The sequence below is a fragment of the Streptomyces sp. NPDC054961 genome (genome assembly GCF_053609145.1).
This window is the reverse complement of sequence record NZ_JBSGWY010000001.1, coordinates 264220-279885: the sequence shown is the minus strand read 5'-3', so window position 1 is coordinate 279885 and position 15666 is coordinate 264220. Positions and strand designations below refer to the sequence as shown.

Here is a 15666-nt window from a genome sequence, read left to right as displayed (position 1 = left end):
GGGGAGCGGGTCGTCGTGTTTCGCGAGGTGCCCCCCGTAGTGCTTGCCGGGGGGGGGGCGCGCGGCGGGGGGGGGGGCCCCCGCCGGCGCCCCCCCCCCCCCCCCCCGGACCTCGAGGCCGCGCCCGGGCCGGAGGTCCACCGGCCGCTGGGCTACGCGGCCCCGCGGGTCACCGGCACTGGCCGGACCGCGGTCCGACGACGGTGGTGGAGACGACGCGCGGGGCCGGTGCGTTGGCCTCGCAGCTCAGCGGGCCGACGATCCGGCCGGCCCCGAGCTCGACGCCTCCGGTGTTGCCCACCAGCGAGACCGGGCCGGTGAGGGTGTTGCCCGCGCAGTCCGGTACGCCCGCACCCGGACCCCCGCCGATCACCACGGCACCGGTGCCGGCCCGGAGGACGACCGGTCCGGTCAGCGTCGATCCGCAGACGGACACGGCGAGCGCTCCGTCGGCGGACAGCGGGCCGGCGATCCGGCCGCCGGCCACGACGAGCGCGCCGCCGGGCCGGACGGTGACCGGCCCTGTCTGGCTGCCGCCGGGCCCGATGCAGAGCGACTGCCCGGCGGCCACGGTCAGCGGGCCGTGCGAGGCCGTGGTGCTGCAGGGCCGGCGGTCGCCCCCGGGGTCTTCACGGTGACGGTGACGGTGTTGGCGTACGCCGTCCCTGGCACCACAAGGGCCAGGAGGGCGCCGACGACCAGCGACTTTCCTACGACGGTGCGCCGCAGAACGGGGAAATTTTCTCCCTCATCCAGAGTCGCGCATGCGGACAGTAACAGTCCTTTTGCCGCTCATCTACATGGGGAACCAGCTGTCTCACCTAGCAGATGCCGCATGAGGCCGGGAGGTGGCCGCGGGCCGCCGGCCCGGGCCGTGCGAGATCCGCGCACAGAGGTGGACACCGCCCACCGGAAGGGGGCGCGGCGCGCCCCACGGCAGGGGCCCCGCCCACGCCGGAGCGGCCGCCCCACCGCCCGCTCCGCGCGTGCGACGGGCACGGCGGGCAGGCGGCGGGACGGCCGCTCCGGTGGGCTGCTCCTGAGGGAGCGGCGGACTATTCGACGACGAGCTCGACCGAGATGTTGCCCCGGGTGGCCCGGGAGTAGGGGCAGACCTCGTGGGCCTGCTTGACCAGCAGGGCGCCGGTCTCGCCCGCCAGGGCGTCCGGGAGCTCCACGCGCAGGACGGCGGCCAGTCCGAAGCCCGCGCCGTCCTTGCCGATCGAGACCTCCGCGGTCACCGAGACGTCGCTCGTGTCGACCTTGGCCTGACGGCCGACCAGTCCGAGGGCGCTGGCGAAGCAGGCGGCGTAGCCGGCGGCGAAGAGCTGCTCGGGGTTGGTGCCCTGGCCGTTCCCGCCGAGGGCCGGGGGCATGGCCAGCGCGAGGTCGATCTGGCCGTCGGAGCTGACGGCGCGGCCTTCGCGGCCGTTGGCGGTGGCGACTGCGGTGTAGATCGCGTCCATCTCGGGGGTTCCTCTCACAGGCGGAAGCGGGGCCATCGGTCGCTGACCTCGCTCCATCAATATGGCACACAATTAAGTTGTGCACAATTTAGTTGCCGACACGGCACCCCGCGTACACTGGGTCCCATGACCGAGCAGCCGATCGACACCCTCCCCGACCAGGACTTCCTGCGCCTCGACGGCCAGATCTGCTTCGCGCTCGGCGCGGCGAACCGCGCCTTCGGAAGCCTCTACCGGGTGGTCCTGAAGGACCTCGGGCTCACCTACCCGCAGTACCTCGTGATGCTGGTGCTCTGGGAGCACGGCGAGATGCCGGTCAAACAGCTCGGACAGCACCTGCGCCTCGACTCGGGGACCCTGTCCCCCCTGCTCAAACGCCTGGAGGCGGCCGGCCTGATCTCCCGCGAGCGCAGCTCGCAGGACGAGCGGTCCGTGCACGTGCGGCTCACCGGCGCCGGTACCGCGCTGCGCGCCCAGGCCGTCGAGGTTCCCCGGCGCATCGCCGTCGCGACCGGCTTCGGACTCGGCGAGATCCGGGACCTCCAGGAGCGCCTGCGGCGGCTCACCGCCGCCCTGGACGCGGCGGTTCCGCAGGAGTAGGCGGAGTGCGCGGGGCCTTCGCGGAGGCGGGCTGCGGACGCCACAGCGGGTGCTCGCGCCGCGCCCAGTCCGTGTCCACCTCGCCCGTGCGCATCCCGCGCCGGGCCTCCGGATCGGCGATGGCCTTCATGACGTGGCCGACGACGGCCACCGCGAGGGCGATGGCCAGCCAGTCGTGGACGAAGGTCGCTCCTGTCCGCCAGCGCAGCGGGGCCAGGCCGGTGAACCACATCAGCAGGCCGGTGCCGAGCATCACCAGGGCCGCGCCGGCGCTCCAGCTCGCGTAGAGCTTCTGGCCCGCGTTGAACTTCCCCGCCGGGCGCGCCGACCGACGGTGGTCGCGGCGCAGAGCGGAGCGCAGCCAGGTCCGGTCGTGGGGGCCGAAGCGGTTCAGCCGGCGCAGGTCGGCCCGGAAGGCCCCGGACACGAGGCCCAGCAGCGCGGGGACCGGCAGCAGCAGACCGGACCATTCGTGCAGGGTGACCACGAGGTGGCGGCGGCCCACGAGTTCGGCGAGGGGCGCCAGGTAGAGACAGCCGGCCGTGACCAGGCACACCCCCGCCAGGGCCGCGGTGGCCCGGTGGACCCCGCGCTCGGCGGGGCTGAACCGGCGTACCCGGGGGCCGGAAGGGCCGCCGGAGGGGGATTCAGACCGTGGGTGCATCGTCGCGTCCGTTCGACTTGCCGACCCAGGCGTCGACGTCGTAGCCGAGTTCCTCCCAGTAGCCGGGCTGTACGTCCTGGGTGAGGGTGATGCCGGACAGCCATTTCGCCGACTTGTAGAAGTACATCGGCGCCACGTAGAGGCGGACCGGGCCGCCGTGGGCGTGGCTGAGCGGCTTGTCCTGCATCGCGAGGGCGACCATGACATCGTCGCGGCGGGCCTGCGGGAGCGTGAGGCTCTCGGTGTAGGTGCCGTCGAAGCAGGTGAAGCGGATCGCGCGGGCCTCGGGGCGGACTCCGGCCGCGTCGAGGAGCCAGGTCAGCGGGACGCCCTCGAACGGCGTGCCGGGGACCCGCCAGCCGGTGACGCACTGGACGTCGCGGACCACGCGGGTCTGCGGCAGCCCGCGCAGTGCGTCGAGGGTGTACGTGGCCGGGCGCTCGACCAGGCCGTCGACGGTGAGCCGGTAGTCCGCCGGGCCGCGCTCGGGAACCGAGGAGGCCACGGAGTAGTAGCGGAACCCGCCGCTGCCCGGCAGCAGCCCCGTCAGGCCCGTGGGGTCCTTCGTGGCGGCCTTGCCGAGCGTCGCGTCGAGACCGCTCTGCAGCTGGGGTCCGGCCGCCAGGCCGAGCGCGCCGAGCCCCACCATGCCGAGGACGAGCCGCCGGCCGACGGGGGCACCGCGGCCGTCGGAGCCGGAGGGGTCGCCGGGATCGGAGGGGTCGGACAGGTCGGCGGGGTCCCACGGACCCGACGGACCCGACAGGTCGTACGGGTCGTGCGGGTGGCCGGGATCGGCTTCCGGTTCTCTGCTCACGTGCCGATTCGACCACCCGCCGCACCCCCTGACCAGGGTTCGCGGACCGCCGTCAGACTTCCGTCAGATTCCGGGAGGTCCGCCGGCCGTTCCGCCGGCCGCGCTCCGGCCGGCGGGCCCGCATCAGCCCCGGAAGTCCTCCGGGCGCTCCGGCGAAGCCTCCGCGAGCGCCTTGACCACGGCCTGCGTGCCGGCGCGGAGCCCGTAGACCGGGGTACCGGGCTGCTGGCGCCAGGAGTCGTCGATGCCTCCCGAGTCGACGGTGTCGAAGCCGAGTTCGTCGATGAGGGCCCGTACGGTCTTCTTCGCCTCCTCGTCGTCACCGGCGACGGGCAGGGCCTGCCGGTCCGCGTGGCCGGCTTCGAGCGGCCTGACCAGGATGTCCTCGGCGTAGGTGCCGTTGAAGGCCTTGACGACGGGGTGCCCGAGGTGGCCCTCGGTCCACCGGCTCTCGGTGAGGCCCTCGTCCTCGATGCCGGGGATCCGGCCGTCGCGCTGGCGCGGGTAGTAGTTCCCGGTGTCGATGACCACGAAGCCGGGGGCCGCCCCGTCGAAGAGGCCGGCGGGCAGGTCCGGGACGTTCTTCAGCGGGACCGTCACGACGACGACCTCGGCCCCGCGGGCGGCCTCGGCGACGGCGACCGGGGTGGCGCCGGTCTCCTCGGCGAGGGCGGTCAGGGTTGCGGGGCCGCGCGAGTTGGCGACCGCCACGTCGTGGCCGAGGGCGGTGAGGCGGCGGGTGAGGTTGCCCCCGATGTTGCCCGCGCCGATGATGCCGATCTTCATGAGTTCTCCCGTGCGTCCAGGGGTGTTCGGGTGTCTCGATGATCCGAACCACCCCCGGGCGCGGGGCATTCCGCCACGGCCCGACGGGTTCCCCGGCCCCCGGCACGGGGTGACCGGCGCACCGGCCGCACCACCGTGGGGCGCGGCCTGCCGGGCACCCGGCGCCGGGACCTCCGGCCGGGCCCGCGCGCGGCGGGTCCGGCCGGAGTGCGGGACTACGCCCCGCTCGCCTCGAGCATCTCCTCGCGCTCGACGAGCTTCACGCGCGCGCGGCCCTGCGGCTCGCCCAGGGCCTTCTCGGCGGCGTCGAGCTTGTACCAGCCCTCCCACGTGGTGAAGCGGATCTCCCGTGCGGTGAGGAAGGCCTCGACCGCCTCCGGCGCCGGCGTGGCCGGCGTCAGCAGGCGGCCGCCCTCGTGGTCGGCGAGGAGGCTGGCGACCGTCTCGTTCGCGTCGCCCTTGGTGTGGCCGATCAGGCCGATGGGGCCGCGGCGGATCCAGCCGGTGACGTACGTGGACGCCAGGTGCGCGCCCGCTTCGATGACGCGGCCGGCCTCGTCCGGAACCGTGCCGGACTCGACGTCCCAGGGCAGCTTGGGCAGCTCGTCGGAGAGGTAGCCGACGGCGCGGTAGACGGACTGGACGTCCCAGTCGGTGAACTGCCCGGTGCCCTTGACGTTGCCGGTGCCGTCCAGCTCGGTGCGCTCGGTGCGCAGGCCGACGACCTTGCCGTCCTCGCCGAGGATCTCGGAGGGCGACTCGAAGAAGTGCAGGAAGAGCTTGTGCGGGCGGTCGCCGATGTCACGGATCGCCCAGTTCTCGAGGGTCTTGGCGACCATGTCCGCCTGCTTGTTGGAGCGGCGGGTGGTGATCGAGCCCTCGTCGTAGTCGATGTCCTCGGGGTTGACGATGACCTCGATGTTCGGCGAGTGGTCCAGCTCGCGCAGCTCCATCGGGCTGAACTTGGCCTGGGCGGGACCGCGGCGGCCGAACACGTGGACCTCGAGCGCCTTGTTGGCCTTCAGTCCGTCGTGGACGTTGGCCGGGATCTCGGTCGGCAGCAGCTCGTCGGCGGTCTTGGCGAGGATGCGCGCGACGTCGAGGGCGACGTTGCCGACGCCGAGGACGGCGACCTTCTCGGCCTCGAGCGGCCAGGTGCGCGGGACGTCGGGGTGCCCGTCGTACCAGGAGACGAAGTCGGCGGCGCCGTAGGACCCCTCGAGCTCGACGCCCGGGATGCTGAGGGTGCGGTCCGCGGTGGCGCCCGTGGAGAAGATCACGGCGTCGTAGAACGAGTGCAGCTCGTCGAGGCTGATGTCGTTCGGGTAGTCGACGTTGCCGAAGAGGCGGACCTGGGGCTTGTCGAGCACTTGGTGGAGGGCCGTGATGATGCCCTTGATGCGCGGGTGGTCGGGCGCGACGCCGTAGCGGATCAGGCCGAAGGGCGCGGGCATCCGCTCGAAGATGTCGATGGACACACCCGGCTCGGTGGCCGCCTCGGACTTCAGCAGGGCGTCCGCGGCGTAGATGCCTGCGGGGCCGGCACCGACGATTGCTACCCGCAGGGGGCGAGGCATGGCTGTTCCCTTCGAACGACGAACATACGCGATCAAGGAAACCCTAAACTGAGGCAAGCCTAACCCAGCACCCACCCCTTGGTTATGACCATATAACCTTGACTTATGGCCTCCCCAAGCCGAGCTTGGGGCGGGTGTGGGCGGCACGGGCCGTGAGCTGGCCCTGGACGAACGCGTCGGCGTCGGGCGCGTAGGGACCACCGTGATCGAAGAGCAGTTCCGCTATGCGCCGCCATTCCGCGACGGCCGCGCGGGCGGCACTGCGGGCGCCTTCCGGATCGCCCTCGGACGAGGCCTCCCCGGCGCTCTCGTCGCCGCGCTCGAGGGCCTCCTCGGCCGCCTCGAGGGCCGCGGCGCACTCGTGGTGGCTCATGCCGGTGGCGCGCTCCCGCACCCGGGCGCGGGCCGCGCGCTCCGCCTCGGAGGGGACGTGCGGCTCGTTCGCGGTGTCGTCGGTCATCGTGATCCTGCCTTCTGCATTCGGTCTCGGTCGTCGTTCCGGTTCCGCCGGTGCGGTTGGTGCGCTGGTACGGCTGGTGTGGCCGGTACGGGTCGTCCGACTGGTGCGGTCCGTGCTCGCGGGAGTGGCCGGTGCGCGCCCGGCCTCCCCGGTCCCCCGGTCACCACGGTTCGGTCAGGACCGTCGCCGGCGGGCTCCCGCCCGCGCGGACGGTGAGCGTGCCGGTGTCCCCGTACACCTCGTGCCGCCAGGCCGCGAAGACCCGCATCACCCCGCGCGCGTCCTCGGCCCGGCCCTTGCCCACCTCGCGGGAGGTGAAGGACACCTCCGCCAGACCGGCTCCGCGCACCCTGCGGACGCGGGCCTCGACGGTGCCGTTCGCCGACACGTCGGGGTCCGAGGCGGTCCGGTGGGCGGCGTAGTAGGCGAAGAAGTCCGCCGTCATGTCGAACCACCCGGCCGCACCGCAGGGCCCCGCCCCGTTCGTGACGGCCCCGCTGGTGACGCCCCCGGACGCGGCGCTCCCGTCGGTGGGCGGACCCGGTGTCCCGGCGTCCTGGTCGGTGGGCGGGTCCGGCGGGCCGGTGTCCCCGTCGGTCGGGGGCCCGGCGTAGGCGCCCGTCTCCCCGTCCGTCGGCGGGCCGGTGTACGGTCCCGTCTCCCCGTCCGTGGGCGGGCCGGTGTACGGCCCCGTCTCCTGATCGGTCGGCGGGCCCGCGTAACCGCCGGTCTGATCCTCCGTCGGAAGGTCCGGAGCGGCCGTGCCCGAGCCCTGGCCCCTCGTCCCGTCCAGATCGCAGACCTCCGGAGCGGGTGTCGCCGCGGGGGCGGGCCCGGCCGCCTCCCCCGCCCGTACGGTGCCGCAGGCCGTGAGTGCGGCGCACAGCAGCCCCGCGAGCGTGGCCAGGGCCACGCGTCCCTTCGGTGATGCGGTAGTTGCCGTCATCTCGGCCGTCACCCCCTTCGGCAGTAAGGATGGGCTCACGGTAGCCGCGGTTCCCCGGGGGGCCGCCGATCGGGGCCCGTGCCGGACGTGGTAGCCCTGTTCCGCATGGAAACCGTTCACGCCCGCCCCGGGGATCCCGGGCCGCTCCGCGCCGCCCTCGGCATCGCCGCGCACCACGGCCGGTCCGCCGCGGCCCCTTCGCCGGACGCCGCATGAGGGGAACTCAGGCGGCGGCGCGACCGTTCCTGTTCCTCGACGTCGACGGGCCGCTCATCCCCTTCGGGGCGGCGGGGGGTCATCCCGTCCACGAGGCCCGTGGCCTCGCCGGCGGCTCGGAGCTCGCGGACGGCGGCCACCCTCTCCTGTCCCGGGTCGATCCGGCGCTCGGGCCCCGGCTCGCCGCACTGCCGTGCGAACTGGTGTGGGCCACGACCTGGGGGCAGGACGCGAACCTGTCCCTCTCCCCGCGCCTCGGACTGCCGGAACTGGCGGTGGTGGACTGGCCCGAGCCCGGACCCGGCGCCGAGGACGGCCGGGGCGGGACGCACTGGAAGACGGCCGGGCTCGTCGCCCGGGCGGCGGGCCGGGCGTTCGTCTGGGTCGACGACGAGATCACCAGCGCGGACCGCCTCTGGGTCGGCGCCCACCACCCGGGACCGGCCCTCCTGTACCGCGTCGACCACCGAGTCGGCCTCGCGGAGGCGGACTTCGCGGTGCTCGAGGGGTGGCTGCGCGACCAGCAGGCCGCGCCGTCCGCGGGACCCGAGCGGCCCGGCGGCCGGTGACGGGACGCGGCCGCCGTCCCGTGGGCGCGCACGGCGTGGACGGCCGTCCGAAATGGGTAGGCTTCCCGGGACAGCGTGCACGGCGGCTTCGGGGTGGGGTAATGGGACATCAGATACGGCTGCCCGGCGCGGTGCTGGCGGTCTCCCTGCTGCTGGGCCTGGCCGGATGTTCCGGAGCCGGTGGCACCGGGGCGGGCAAGACCCCCGCCGATGGGGGCAAACCGGGCGGATCCGCCCCCGTTGCGTCCGCGCCCGCCGACGGCAAGCCCGCCTCCGGTGACGTACTGCCCGGCATGCTCTCCACGGCCGCCGCCCGGACCCAGCTGGCCGCGCTCAAGGTGGCCCCGCCGGGAACCATGTCCGGGTATAGCCGGGACAAGTTCACGCACTGGGCCGAGCAGGGCGACAAGTGCGACACCCGCGAGGTCGTCCTCCAGCGGGACGGCAAGGGGGTGACCCGGGACGCCGAGTGCAAGGCCGTGTCCGGGACGTGGAAGAGCCTGTACGACGGCGTGGTGGTCACCGAGGCCACGAAGACGGACATCGACCACATGGTGCCCCTCGCCGAGGGCTGGCGCTCGGGCGCCGCGGGATGGGACGCCGCCAAGCGCAAGGCGTTCGCCAACGACCTGACCCACCCCCAGCTGCTGGCGGTGACCGCCTCCTCGAACCGTTCGAAGGGCGACCAGAGCCCCGATCTGTGGCAGCCGCCGTCGAAGGACGCCTGGTGCCAGTACGGGCGGGCGTGGACGACGGTGAAGTCCGCGTACGGCCTGACCGCCACCGAACCGGAGAAGAAGATGCTCGCGACCATGCTGGACACCTGCACGGCGTGACACCGCTCACCCCCGCCCCGCCGGTCGCCGCGGCTACAGCACCGCGACGCCCAGCGGCCGGGATCCCGCCTCGAGCCGGCGGCTGCTCCCGGTCTCGAGGTCCACGACCGTGATGCCGTTCCCGTAACCGTCCCGCGTGTAGCCCCTGGTGACGTAGGCCGTGCGCCCGTCCCGGGACACGGCCACGTCCTCGTGCGGACCGTCCAGCGGGTACACGCGCTCCGCGCCCCCGGGGGAACGGACCGTGAGGGAGGGCCCCTTGCCCCGACCGGGCCGCACCGCTCCCGTACCGACGATCAGGAGCCGGCCGTCCGCCGTGACCGCCACCCCGTGCTGGTGGGTGTCCGCGGTGAGCTTCTCGACCGTGGTGCGGCCCGTCCGCGGATCCACCACCGCGAGCCGCTCGCCCTCGAAGGGGAGCAGCAGCAGCCCGTCGGCCGGCCGCACGGCGGCGTAGTGCGGTTTCAGCCAGGACCCGAGTCCGCCCTCCGTCCCGTACGGGGCCACCTCGATGCGGCGCGGCCGCAGCGAGGCGGCCGGGACGACGGTGACGTCGAAGGAGTCGTGTCCGGTGACGTAGATCTCGGAGCCGTCGCGCGACACGTCCACGTCGAAGGGGCGCCGGCCCACCGGGACCACCGCGGTCACCTCGGTCCTCGCCGTGTCGAGGACCTCCAGGACGCCGGCGGTCCCGGGCACGTTGACGCCGACGTACGCGTGCGCGCCGTCGGGCGAGAGCGCGATGCCCATACCGCCGCCCCGGTACTCGCCGCCGGTGACGGGCCCCGTCGCGGTGGTGCGGTACGGGACACGGGTCAGCCGGGTGCGCGTCCGCGTGTCCACGACGGCGACCCCCTCGGCCGTGGCCACCCAGGCCCGGCCGTCAGCGCCGACGGCCAGCCCGTACGGGGCCCTGCCGACGGGGACGGAGCCCACGGCCCCCCGGACCGGATCCACGAAGGTGACGGTGTCGGCCCCGAAGTCGGCGACCAGGAGGGTGCCCCCGGGGGTGTGCGCGGCCGCCGGGAGCGGGGTGGCGGCGGGCGCCGCGGGCGGCGGCGGTGGCGGCGGGCCGCCGGACCGCGTACAGGCTCCGAGGAGCAGGGTCGCGGCCAGCGCCGCGGTGAGGGCGGCGAAGGCGCCCCGGCGCGTACGCGGGCGGTCGTGCTCCGGCATGGGTGCCCCTCTCGGTTCCGGGGGTGGGGCCGGTGGTGCCGGCCGCTCCCCCGCACCCATCCTCACCGCGCGGAACCGCCTGACCGCTCCGCCCGCCGGCCGACACCCGGGTCGGCCGATCGGTGGATGCGGGTGGCCCGGGTACCCGGGCGCGGGCGACGGTCCGCTCAGCCCTCGTACTCCGTCAGGTCGATCCCGTGGATGTTGAGCAGCGCGCCGGAATCCGGGTGGCTGGTGTCCTTCTCGGCGGTCATCCCCAGCTTGCGGATCACGTTCTCGGACTCGTCGTTGCCGGCCCGGTTGACGGCGACGACCCGGTCCAGACCCCGGTCCTGGACGGCGAACTCCAGCGTGGCGTGCGCGGCCTCGGAGCCGTATCCCTGGCCCCAGTAGGAGCGGCCGAGGCGCCAGGTGATCTCCGCTGCCGGCAGGACCTCGGGGAGCCACCACGGCATGGAGAGCCCGACGGCGCCGATCAGCTCGCCGGAGGCCAGCAGCTCCACGGCGAAGATCCCGAACCCCTCCTCGTCCCACTCGTCCTCCCACCGCTCGATGGTCTCGGCGGTCTCCTCCAGGTCGAGGGTCTCGCCGTCGCCGATCCAGCGCATCACCTCGGGGTCGGCGTGGATCTCCGACAGGGGGACGAGGTCGTCCTCGGACCAGCGGCGGAGGAGGAGGCGGGGGGTACGGATCTCGGTCATGGGCCCCATCCTGCCGAACGCTCCCGGCAAGGGGTAATCGGGCCCGCCCCCCACCGTCCGCCACCCTCGTGGACCCGCTCCCACCAGGTCTCCCGCTACGGCTCCCGCGCGGCGTCGGCCGCCACCGCGGTCTGCGCCGGCCCCGCCTCCGCCGGGACGGTGATCGCGTCGAGCTTGGCCCGCAGATAGGCGTGCGAGTCGACCGGCTCGTGCGCGGTCCGGCCGATCGGCGCCGGGAGGGACTCCACGCGGGTGTGCGCGTCGCACTCGTAGAAGTAGACGAGGGAGACGAGCTCCTCGGCCGGGGCGTCCGCGGGCGGCGGCAGCACCCGGTGCCGGCCCGCGCGCCAGCGGTCGCCCGTCCAGCGCGCCATCAGATCGCCGATGTTCACGGTGAGCGCGCCCGGATCGTAGGGGGCGTCCTGCCAGCCCTCGGCGTCGGTGTGGATCTGGAGCCCGCCCGCGCCCCGCTGCCGGTCCAGGACGGTCACCGTGCCGAAGTCGGTGTGCGCGCCGATGCGGAACTGGCCCGGCAGCGGCGGGCCGACGAGCTCCGTGCCGGGGTACCAGTTGAGGTTGAACCCCCAGGTGGGGTGGCCCGTGTGCCGCGTGAAACGGTCCGGCTCCAGCCGCAGGGCGCAGGCCAGCAGCTCCAGCAGCTCGTCGGAGAGCGTCCGCATCGCGGCCAGGTACTCCGCCACGAGCGGCCGGAGCTCGGGCACCTCGGCCGGCCACGCGTTGGGCCGGAACCACTCGGCGTCCACGGACGGGATCCCGGTGGGGTCCTCGGCCGCGCAGGACCAGGACTCCTTGAGGTCCGGCGGGGAGGCCGCGCCCTCCGCGTAGCTGTTGGCCTCGGCTCCCGGGCCCAGCCAGCCGCGGCCGCCGACGGCGACGGCGTACGGGGCCTTGGCGGCGGCCGGGAGCCGGAAGAACGTGCGCGCCGCCTCGCGGATCCGCTCCGGCAGCTCCGGGCCCACCCCGTGGCCGGTCACCAGGAGGAATCCGGCCACCTGGAGGGCCTCGTCGACCCGGGAGGCGATGCTCCGGCGCTCCTCGGGCCCGCCGCCGCGCCAGAGGCCGAGATCGATCACGGGGACCTGAGAACTCACCACGGCGGTACCTGCTTTCCGAGTCGGGGCCGGGCCGGGGACCGGAGCCGGCCGGCGGTGGCGGCGGGCTGCCGCGGTGTCACCCGACGTCGTGACAGCCCAGCGCCACCAGCGGCCGGAGCGCTACTGGGCCCCCGCGCCGCGCAGGGCGTAGCGGACCAGGCCTTCCCCGGTGCCGGCCTCGGTGAAACCGACCCGCCGCAGCACCCCGTGGGAGGGCGCGTTGTCCTCGTCCACCGTGGCCGCCAGCAGGGTGAGGCCCGGCTGGCCGAAGGCCCAGGCGGAGAGCGCCTTCAGTGCCTCGGTGGCGTAGCCGTTGCCGCGCGCCGAGGGGACGAGGTCGTAGCCGGTCTCGGCCCGGCCGTCGGCGTCCGGGGCGCCGTGGAAACCCATGCCGCCGATGGCCCGCCGGTCGCTCGCGCGGACGATGACGTACGGGCCCCAGCCCGGCCGGTACGTCCCCGCCTCGTGTGCCTTCGCCACGCTCCCGGCGGCGCGCCGGGTGCCGTCGCCGGGGCCGTCCTCGGCCCAGACGAAACCGCCGGTGCCGCCCGCGTGGAGATCGGCCGCGACCATCGGGCTCATGTCGCAGAGCAGCACGCGCTCGGCCACGACCGGCTCGGCGTACCAGCGCCAGACCGTCTGCCGTGCCCGGCCCGGGAGTTCGCCCCGGCCCGTCGCCCACAGCAGGGTCCGCCAGGCCTCGCCGCCGTCGGTGCCCTCGCCGCGCGGTACGTGCGGGAAGAGCCGGTCCAGGACCCTCGCGGGCAGGTCGGCGTCCGGCTCCCAGTCGTGGACGCCGAGTCCGTTGAGGATGTCGTGGGTGTGCAGCAGGGTCTCGATGATCCCCATCGCGGCGAAGCCGTCCGCGCCCGCCGTGCCGTACGGGTGCCAGGCACGGGCACCGGGCCCGGCGAGGGCCACGGCGCCGGACAGGAACCCGCCGGACGCCTCGATCATGTCGACGAGGCCGGCGGGACCGGTGCCGTCATCGGCCCGGATGCTCAGCGGGACGTACCCGTCGCGCGCGCGGACCGTGAGCTGGGCGGCGTAGGCCGTGAAGTCCTCCGTCACGTGGACGGCGGTGTCGTGGCAGCTCCACTCCAGGCCGGCGGCCGGGGCGCTCCAGTCGAGGTGCGCCACATCGCGCAGGGCCCGCGTGGTGAGCGAGACCGCCGCGTCGATGTCCTGGGAATTCATGATCTTCATACGCGCACCCTAAGAGGGGGTGCGCGTACCGCCAAGGGCATATCCGGGCCCACGACGGGCCGTCCCGGTGGCGGGGGCCGGCGGGCGCCGGAGGTGTGATCCGGACGGTGCGCTGTTCGCGCTCACGGCTTCGCGGGCGGCGGACGGCGGGAGCGGGTGGGCGCCCGGGTCCCGGCCTCGGTCGGCGTCCGATGCGAGGTCCGTGGCGGGGTCCGTGGTGCGGTCCGTGGTGCGGTCCGGGTCCGGGTCCAGTCGATGAGGCCGGCCGCTGACCAGGTGTTGACGACCCGGTCGGCCGTCACCCCGCATTCCAGGGCCCGTTCGCAGCCGGTGGTCTGCCAGTCGAGCTGGCCCGGGGCGTGGGCGTCGGTGTCGATCGCGAAGAAGGTTCCGGCGGCGACGGCGAGCCGCAGCAGCCGGCGCGGCGGGTCGAGCCGCTCGGGCCTGCTGTTGATCTCCACGGCGGCGCCGGACTCCGCACAGGCCGCGAAGACGGCCTCGGCGTCGAACTGCGACTCGGGGCGGGTCCTGCCCGTCACCAGCCGCCCGGTGCAGTGGCCGAGGACGTCCAGGTGCGGGTTGCGCACGGCGGCGATCATCCGCCGGGTCATGGCGGGGGCGTCCATCCGGAGCTTGGAGTGGACGGAGCCGACCACCAGGTCGACCTCCGCCAGGAGTTCGGGGTCCTGATCGAGCGAGCCGTCGGCGAGGATGTCGCACTCGATGCCGCTGAGCAGCCGGAACGGGGCCCAGGACGCGTTGAGTTCGGCCACCGTGCGCAGCTGCTCACGCAGCCGCTCCGGGGAGAGCCCGCGGGCTACCTTCAGGCTCGGCGAGTGGTCGGTGAGCACCGCCCAGTCGTGCCCGAGCCCGGCCGCGGCCCGGCCCATCGCCTCGATCGGGCTGCCGCCGTCCGACCAGTCGGAGTGCAGGTGGCAGTCGCCGCGCAGGGCCGCGCGCAGGGCGAGGGCCGCGGGGCTCGGCGGCGGGCCGGCCGGGTGCGCGGCGGCCTTGTCCTCCAGCCGCTGCAGGTACGCGGGAACCTCTCCGGCCAGGGCTTCCCGGACGACCTGGGCCGTCTTGGGACCGATGCCCTTGACCGCCTCGAGGGTGCCCGCCCCCACCCGCTCGGCGAGCTCGCCGTCCCCCATCCGTCCGAGGGCGGCGGCCGCCCCGCGGAAGGCATGGACCCGGTAGGACGGCTCCTGGGCACGCTCCAGCAGGAAGGCGATGCGGTCCAGCGCCGCCACCGGGTCCATGTCCACCTCGTTCCGGGCGACGGGGGGGGGGGGGGGCCCGGCGGGGGGGGGGGGGCCCCCCCCCCCGCCTGGGTCAGGCGCCGTCGGCCGGGCCGGCCGACGGACGGTACTGCAGGGCCACTCCGGCGAGGACGGCGCCGATCGCGGCGCTCAGCACCGCCGCGACGCCCGCCCACTCCAGGGAACCGCCGACCGCGCCGGCGAGCGGGTCGAACTCCACGGCTCCGCCGACCACGTGGAGCGCGGCGACGCCCAGCGCGACGACCGCGCCGGTCCGCCAGACCCCGGCCGTGTCCCGCACCGCCAGCAGGGCGCCGGCGGTCAGGCAGAGCAGGGCGACCGCGAGGGCGAGGAGGCCACCGGGATCACCGGCGCCCAGGCCCGCCACGTCGCCGGGCACGTGCAGCGCGCCGCAGAGCAGCAGCGCGAGCGCCACCGGCCAGCGCAGTACGTGGCGCAGCGCGCCGCTCGCGGAGCGCGTCGGGGGCCGCGCCGGAGCGGGAGCCTGCGCCCGGACCGCAGCCGGACCGTGGCCCGCGGCCCGTTCCGGGGGCACCGGGTCCGCCTCGGGGCGCCGGTACGGGGCCCGTTCGTCGCCGGTGCCGAGGATGCTGACCAGCAGGGCCACGTCCTCGATGGGCCGGCCGAGGGCGGCCGCCCGCAGGGTGATGTCCGCGTCGACGACCTCGTGCTCGGGGCTGCCCAGCAGGGTGACCATCTCGCTGACCTCGTGGACGGGCCGGGACACGGCGGCCGCGCGCAGCGCCGTGTGTCCGGGGTGCGGCTGCTGGCCGGAGTCCTTGAGCAGGTTCACCAGCGCGGCGACCTCCTTGACCGGGCGGCCGGTGGCCGCGGACTCCAGGACGGTGCGTATGGGCGCCGCCCCGACGCCTTCCGGCGCCGTCCGTGGTTCCTGGCCGTCCGCGCCGGCACCGGGCCGGTCGCGGCCGTCCGGTGCGGGGGCGGCCGGTGCGGAGTCGGTCAGTGCGGGGCCGTCCGCCGCGGGGCCGTCCGGCTCTGCGTGGTCCGGGTGGAGTGCGTCCGGGATTCCGGCCGACGGCCCGACGTCCGTGGTGTCGGGGAGCCCGCGCGGTTCTTCGTGCTCCGTCGCGGCGAGCGTGATCGGGTCATTCATGGAAAGCTCCGTTCGCCGACGCGCGGGTCTACACATCGCGCGCCGGTCATCGTGCGTCATGGGAAGCGCACGCTTTGTTACATTCAGCGCCACCTCGTGGCGCTGCGCCATTCGGGGCGGGCAAACGGGGGTCGTCC

General features: G+C 75.0%; 17 protein-coding genes. 3 read left to right on the top strand and 14 right to left on the bottom strand.

The window, feature by feature from the left end:
• Nucleotides 1-169: 169 nt before the first annotated feature.
• Together ACWF9Z_RS01210 and ACWF9Z_RS01205 are read right to left on the bottom strand one after the other, a co-directional pair.
• Entirely contained in the window at nt 170-571 is a 402-nt protein-coding gene (locus tag ACWF9Z_RS01210; RefSeq protein WP_453596160.1) for a hypothetical protein, read from the bottom strand.
• A gap of 484 nt (nt 572-1055) precedes the next feature.
• Nucleotides 1056-1466 (bottom strand): organic hydroperoxide resistance protein, encoded by a 411-nt coding sequence (locus ACWF9Z_RS01205; protein WP_356655730.1) that lies wholly within the window; start codon nt 1464-1466, stop codon nt 1056-1058.
• A gap of 126 nt (nt 1467-1592) precedes the next feature.
• Here ACWF9Z_RS01205 and ACWF9Z_RS01200 point away from each other — a divergent pair, with 126 nt between their 5' ends.
• Nucleotides 1593-2066, top strand: coding sequence for a MarR family winged helix-turn-helix transcriptional regulator (locus tag ACWF9Z_RS01200; RefSeq protein ID WP_453596158.1), 474 nt, complete (start codon nt 1593-1595; stop codon nt 2064-2066).
• Here the strand turns inward: ACWF9Z_RS01200 and ACWF9Z_RS01195 are convergent.
• From ACWF9Z_RS01195 to ACWF9Z_RS01170, 6 genes are all read right to left on the bottom strand, one after another.
• Nucleotides 2029-2730 (bottom strand): cytochrome b/b6 domain-containing protein, encoded by a 702-nt coding sequence (locus ACWF9Z_RS01195; RefSeq protein WP_453596156.1) that lies wholly within the window; start codon nt 2728-2730, stop codon nt 2029-2031. The genes ACWF9Z_RS01200 and ACWF9Z_RS01195 overlap by 38 nt on opposite strands.
• Complete coding sequence (locus ACWF9Z_RS01190) at nt 2714-3460, bottom strand: molybdopterin-dependent oxidoreductase (RefSeq protein WP_453596531.1); 747 nt, start codon at nt 3458-3460, stop codon at nt 2714-2716. Before ACWF9Z_RS01190 ends, ACWF9Z_RS01195 begins: the two co-directional genes overlap by 17 nt.
• Nucleotides 3461-3670: 210 nt before the next feature.
• Nucleotides 3671-4402, bottom strand: a complete 732-nt coding sequence (locus tag ACWF9Z_RS01185; protein ID WP_453596154.1) for an NADPH-dependent F420 reductase — start codon at nt 4400-4402, stop codon at nt 3671-3673.
• A 146-nt stretch (nt 4403-4548) separates the two neighbouring features.
• Nucleotides 4549-5910: an FAD-dependent oxidoreductase gene (locus ACWF9Z_RS01180; RefSeq protein ID WP_453596152.1), complete on the bottom strand. Its 1362-nt coding sequence runs from the start codon at nt 5908-5910 to the stop codon at nt 4549-4551.
• A 103-nt stretch (nt 5911-6013) separates the two neighbouring features.
• Nucleotides 6014-6370 carry a hypothetical protein gene (locus ACWF9Z_RS01175; protein ID WP_453596150.1) on the bottom strand — a complete coding sequence of 119 codons (357 nt, stop codon included), beginning with the start codon at nt 6368-6370 and terminating at the stop codon, nt 6014-6016.
• A 160-nt stretch (nt 6371-6530) separates the two neighbouring features.
• The gene (locus ACWF9Z_RS01170; protein WP_453596148.1) at nt 6531-7355 is read right to left on the bottom strand and encodes a hypothetical protein; all 825 of its coding nucleotides are present in this window, start codon (nt 7353-7355) and stop codon (nt 6531-6533) included.
• A 173-nt stretch (nt 7356-7528) separates the two neighbouring features.
• Here ACWF9Z_RS01170 and ACWF9Z_RS01165 point away from each other — a divergent pair, with 173 nt between their 5' ends.
• The gene (locus tag ACWF9Z_RS01165) at nt 7529-8101 is read left to right on the top strand and encodes an HAD domain-containing protein (RefSeq protein WP_453596146.1); all 573 of its coding nucleotides are present in this window, start codon (nt 7529-7531) and stop codon (nt 8099-8101) included.
• A 101-nt stretch (nt 8102-8202) separates the two neighbouring features.
• Nucleotides 8203-8937 carry an HNH endonuclease family protein gene (locus tag ACWF9Z_RS01160; protein ID WP_453596144.1) on the top strand — a complete coding sequence of 245 codons (735 nt, stop codon included), beginning with the start codon at nt 8203-8205 and terminating at the stop codon, nt 8935-8937.
• 33 nt (nt 8938-8970) lie between these two features.
• On the opposite strand, the gene ACWF9Z_RS01155 is transcribed toward ACWF9Z_RS01160, so the two are convergent.
• The 6 genes from ACWF9Z_RS01155 to ACWF9Z_RS01130 form a co-directional block, all read right to left on the bottom strand.
• Nucleotides 8971-10113 (bottom strand): hypothetical protein, encoded by a 1143-nt coding sequence (locus ACWF9Z_RS01155; protein ID WP_453596142.1) that lies wholly within the window; start codon nt 10111-10113, stop codon nt 8971-8973.
• A 167-nt stretch (nt 10114-10280) separates the two neighbouring features.
• Nucleotides 10281-10814, bottom strand: coding sequence for a GNAT family N-acetyltransferase (locus ACWF9Z_RS01150; protein WP_356655750.1), 534 nt, complete (start codon nt 10812-10814; stop codon nt 10281-10283).
• A gap of 95 nt (nt 10815-10909) precedes the next feature.
• Nucleotides 10910-11929: an isopenicillin N synthase family dioxygenase gene (locus ACWF9Z_RS01145; protein WP_453596140.1), complete on the bottom strand. Its 1020-nt coding sequence runs from the start codon at nt 11927-11929 to the stop codon at nt 10910-10912.
• Nucleotides 11930-12049: 120 nt separating this feature from the next.
• Complete coding sequence (locus ACWF9Z_RS01140) at nt 12050-13135, bottom strand: GNAT family N-acetyltransferase (RefSeq protein ID WP_453596138.1); 1086 nt, start codon at nt 13133-13135, stop codon at nt 12050-12052.
• A gap of 122 nt (nt 13136-13257) precedes the next feature.
• On the bottom strand, nt 13258-14394 hold the full coding sequence (locus ACWF9Z_RS01135; protein WP_453596137.1) for a PHP domain-containing protein: 1137 nt from the start codon (nt 14392-14394) through the stop codon (nt 13258-13260).
• Nucleotides 14395-14467: 73 nt separating this feature from the next.
• Entirely contained in the window at nt 14468-15529 is a 1062-nt protein-coding gene (locus tag ACWF9Z_RS01130) for a hypothetical protein (RefSeq protein WP_453596135.1), read from the bottom strand.
• Nucleotides 15530-15666 lie beyond the last annotated feature (137 nt).

What these genes read in the sequence shown, in the direction of transcription:
- ACWF9Z_RS01205 (WP_356655730.1), bottom strand. Translation starts at nt 1,466, where the DNA reads ATGGACGCGATCTACACCGCAGTCGCCACCGCCAACGGCCGCGAAGGC.
- ACWF9Z_RS01200 (WP_453596158.1), top strand. Translation starts at nt 1,593, where the DNA reads ATGACCGAGCAGCCGATCGACACCCTCCCCGACCAGGACTTCCTGCGC.
- ACWF9Z_RS01195 (WP_453596156.1), bottom strand. Translation starts at nt 2,730, where the DNA reads ATGCACCCACGGTCTGAATCCCCCTCCGGCGGCCCTTCCGGCCCCCGG.
- ACWF9Z_RS01185 (WP_453596154.1), bottom strand. Translation starts at nt 4,402, where the DNA reads ATGCCCCGCGCCCGGGGGTGGTTCGGATCATCGAGACACCCGAACACC.
- ACWF9Z_RS01180 (WP_453596152.1), bottom strand. Translation starts at nt 5,910, where the DNA reads ATGCCTCGCCCCCTGCGGGTAGCAATCGTCGGTGCCGGCCCCGCAGGC.
- ACWF9Z_RS01175 (WP_453596150.1), bottom strand. Translation starts at nt 6,370, where the DNA reads ATGACCGACGACACCGCGAACGAGCCGCACGTCCCCTCCGAGGCGGAG.
- ACWF9Z_RS01165 (WP_453596146.1), top strand. Translation starts at nt 7,529, where the DNA reads ATGAGGGGAACTCAGGCGGCGGCGCGACCGTTCCTGTTCCTCGACGTC.
- ACWF9Z_RS01160 (WP_453596144.1), top strand. Translation starts at nt 8,203, where the DNA reads ATGGGACATCAGATACGGCTGCCCGGCGCGGTGCTGGCGGTCTCCCTG.
- ACWF9Z_RS01155 (WP_453596142.1), bottom strand. Translation starts at nt 10,113, where the DNA reads ATGCCGGAGCACGACCGCCCGCGTACGCGCCGGGGCGCCTTCGCCGCC.
- ACWF9Z_RS01150 (WP_356655750.1), bottom strand. Translation starts at nt 10,814, where the DNA reads ATGACCGAGATCCGTACCCCCCGCCTCCTCCTCCGCCGCTGGTCCGAG.
- ACWF9Z_RS01140 (WP_453596138.1), bottom strand. Translation starts at nt 13,135, where the DNA reads ATGAAGATCATGAATTCCCAGGACATCGACGCGGCGGTCTCGCTCACC.
- ACWF9Z_RS01135 (WP_453596137.1), bottom strand. Translation starts at nt 14,394, where the DNA reads ATGGACCCGGTGGCGGCGCTGGACCGCATCGCCTTCCTGCTGGAGCGT.
- ACWF9Z_RS01130 (WP_453596135.1), bottom strand. Translation starts at nt 15,529, where the DNA reads ATGAATGACCCGATCACGCTCGCCGCGACGGAGCACGAAGAACCGCGC.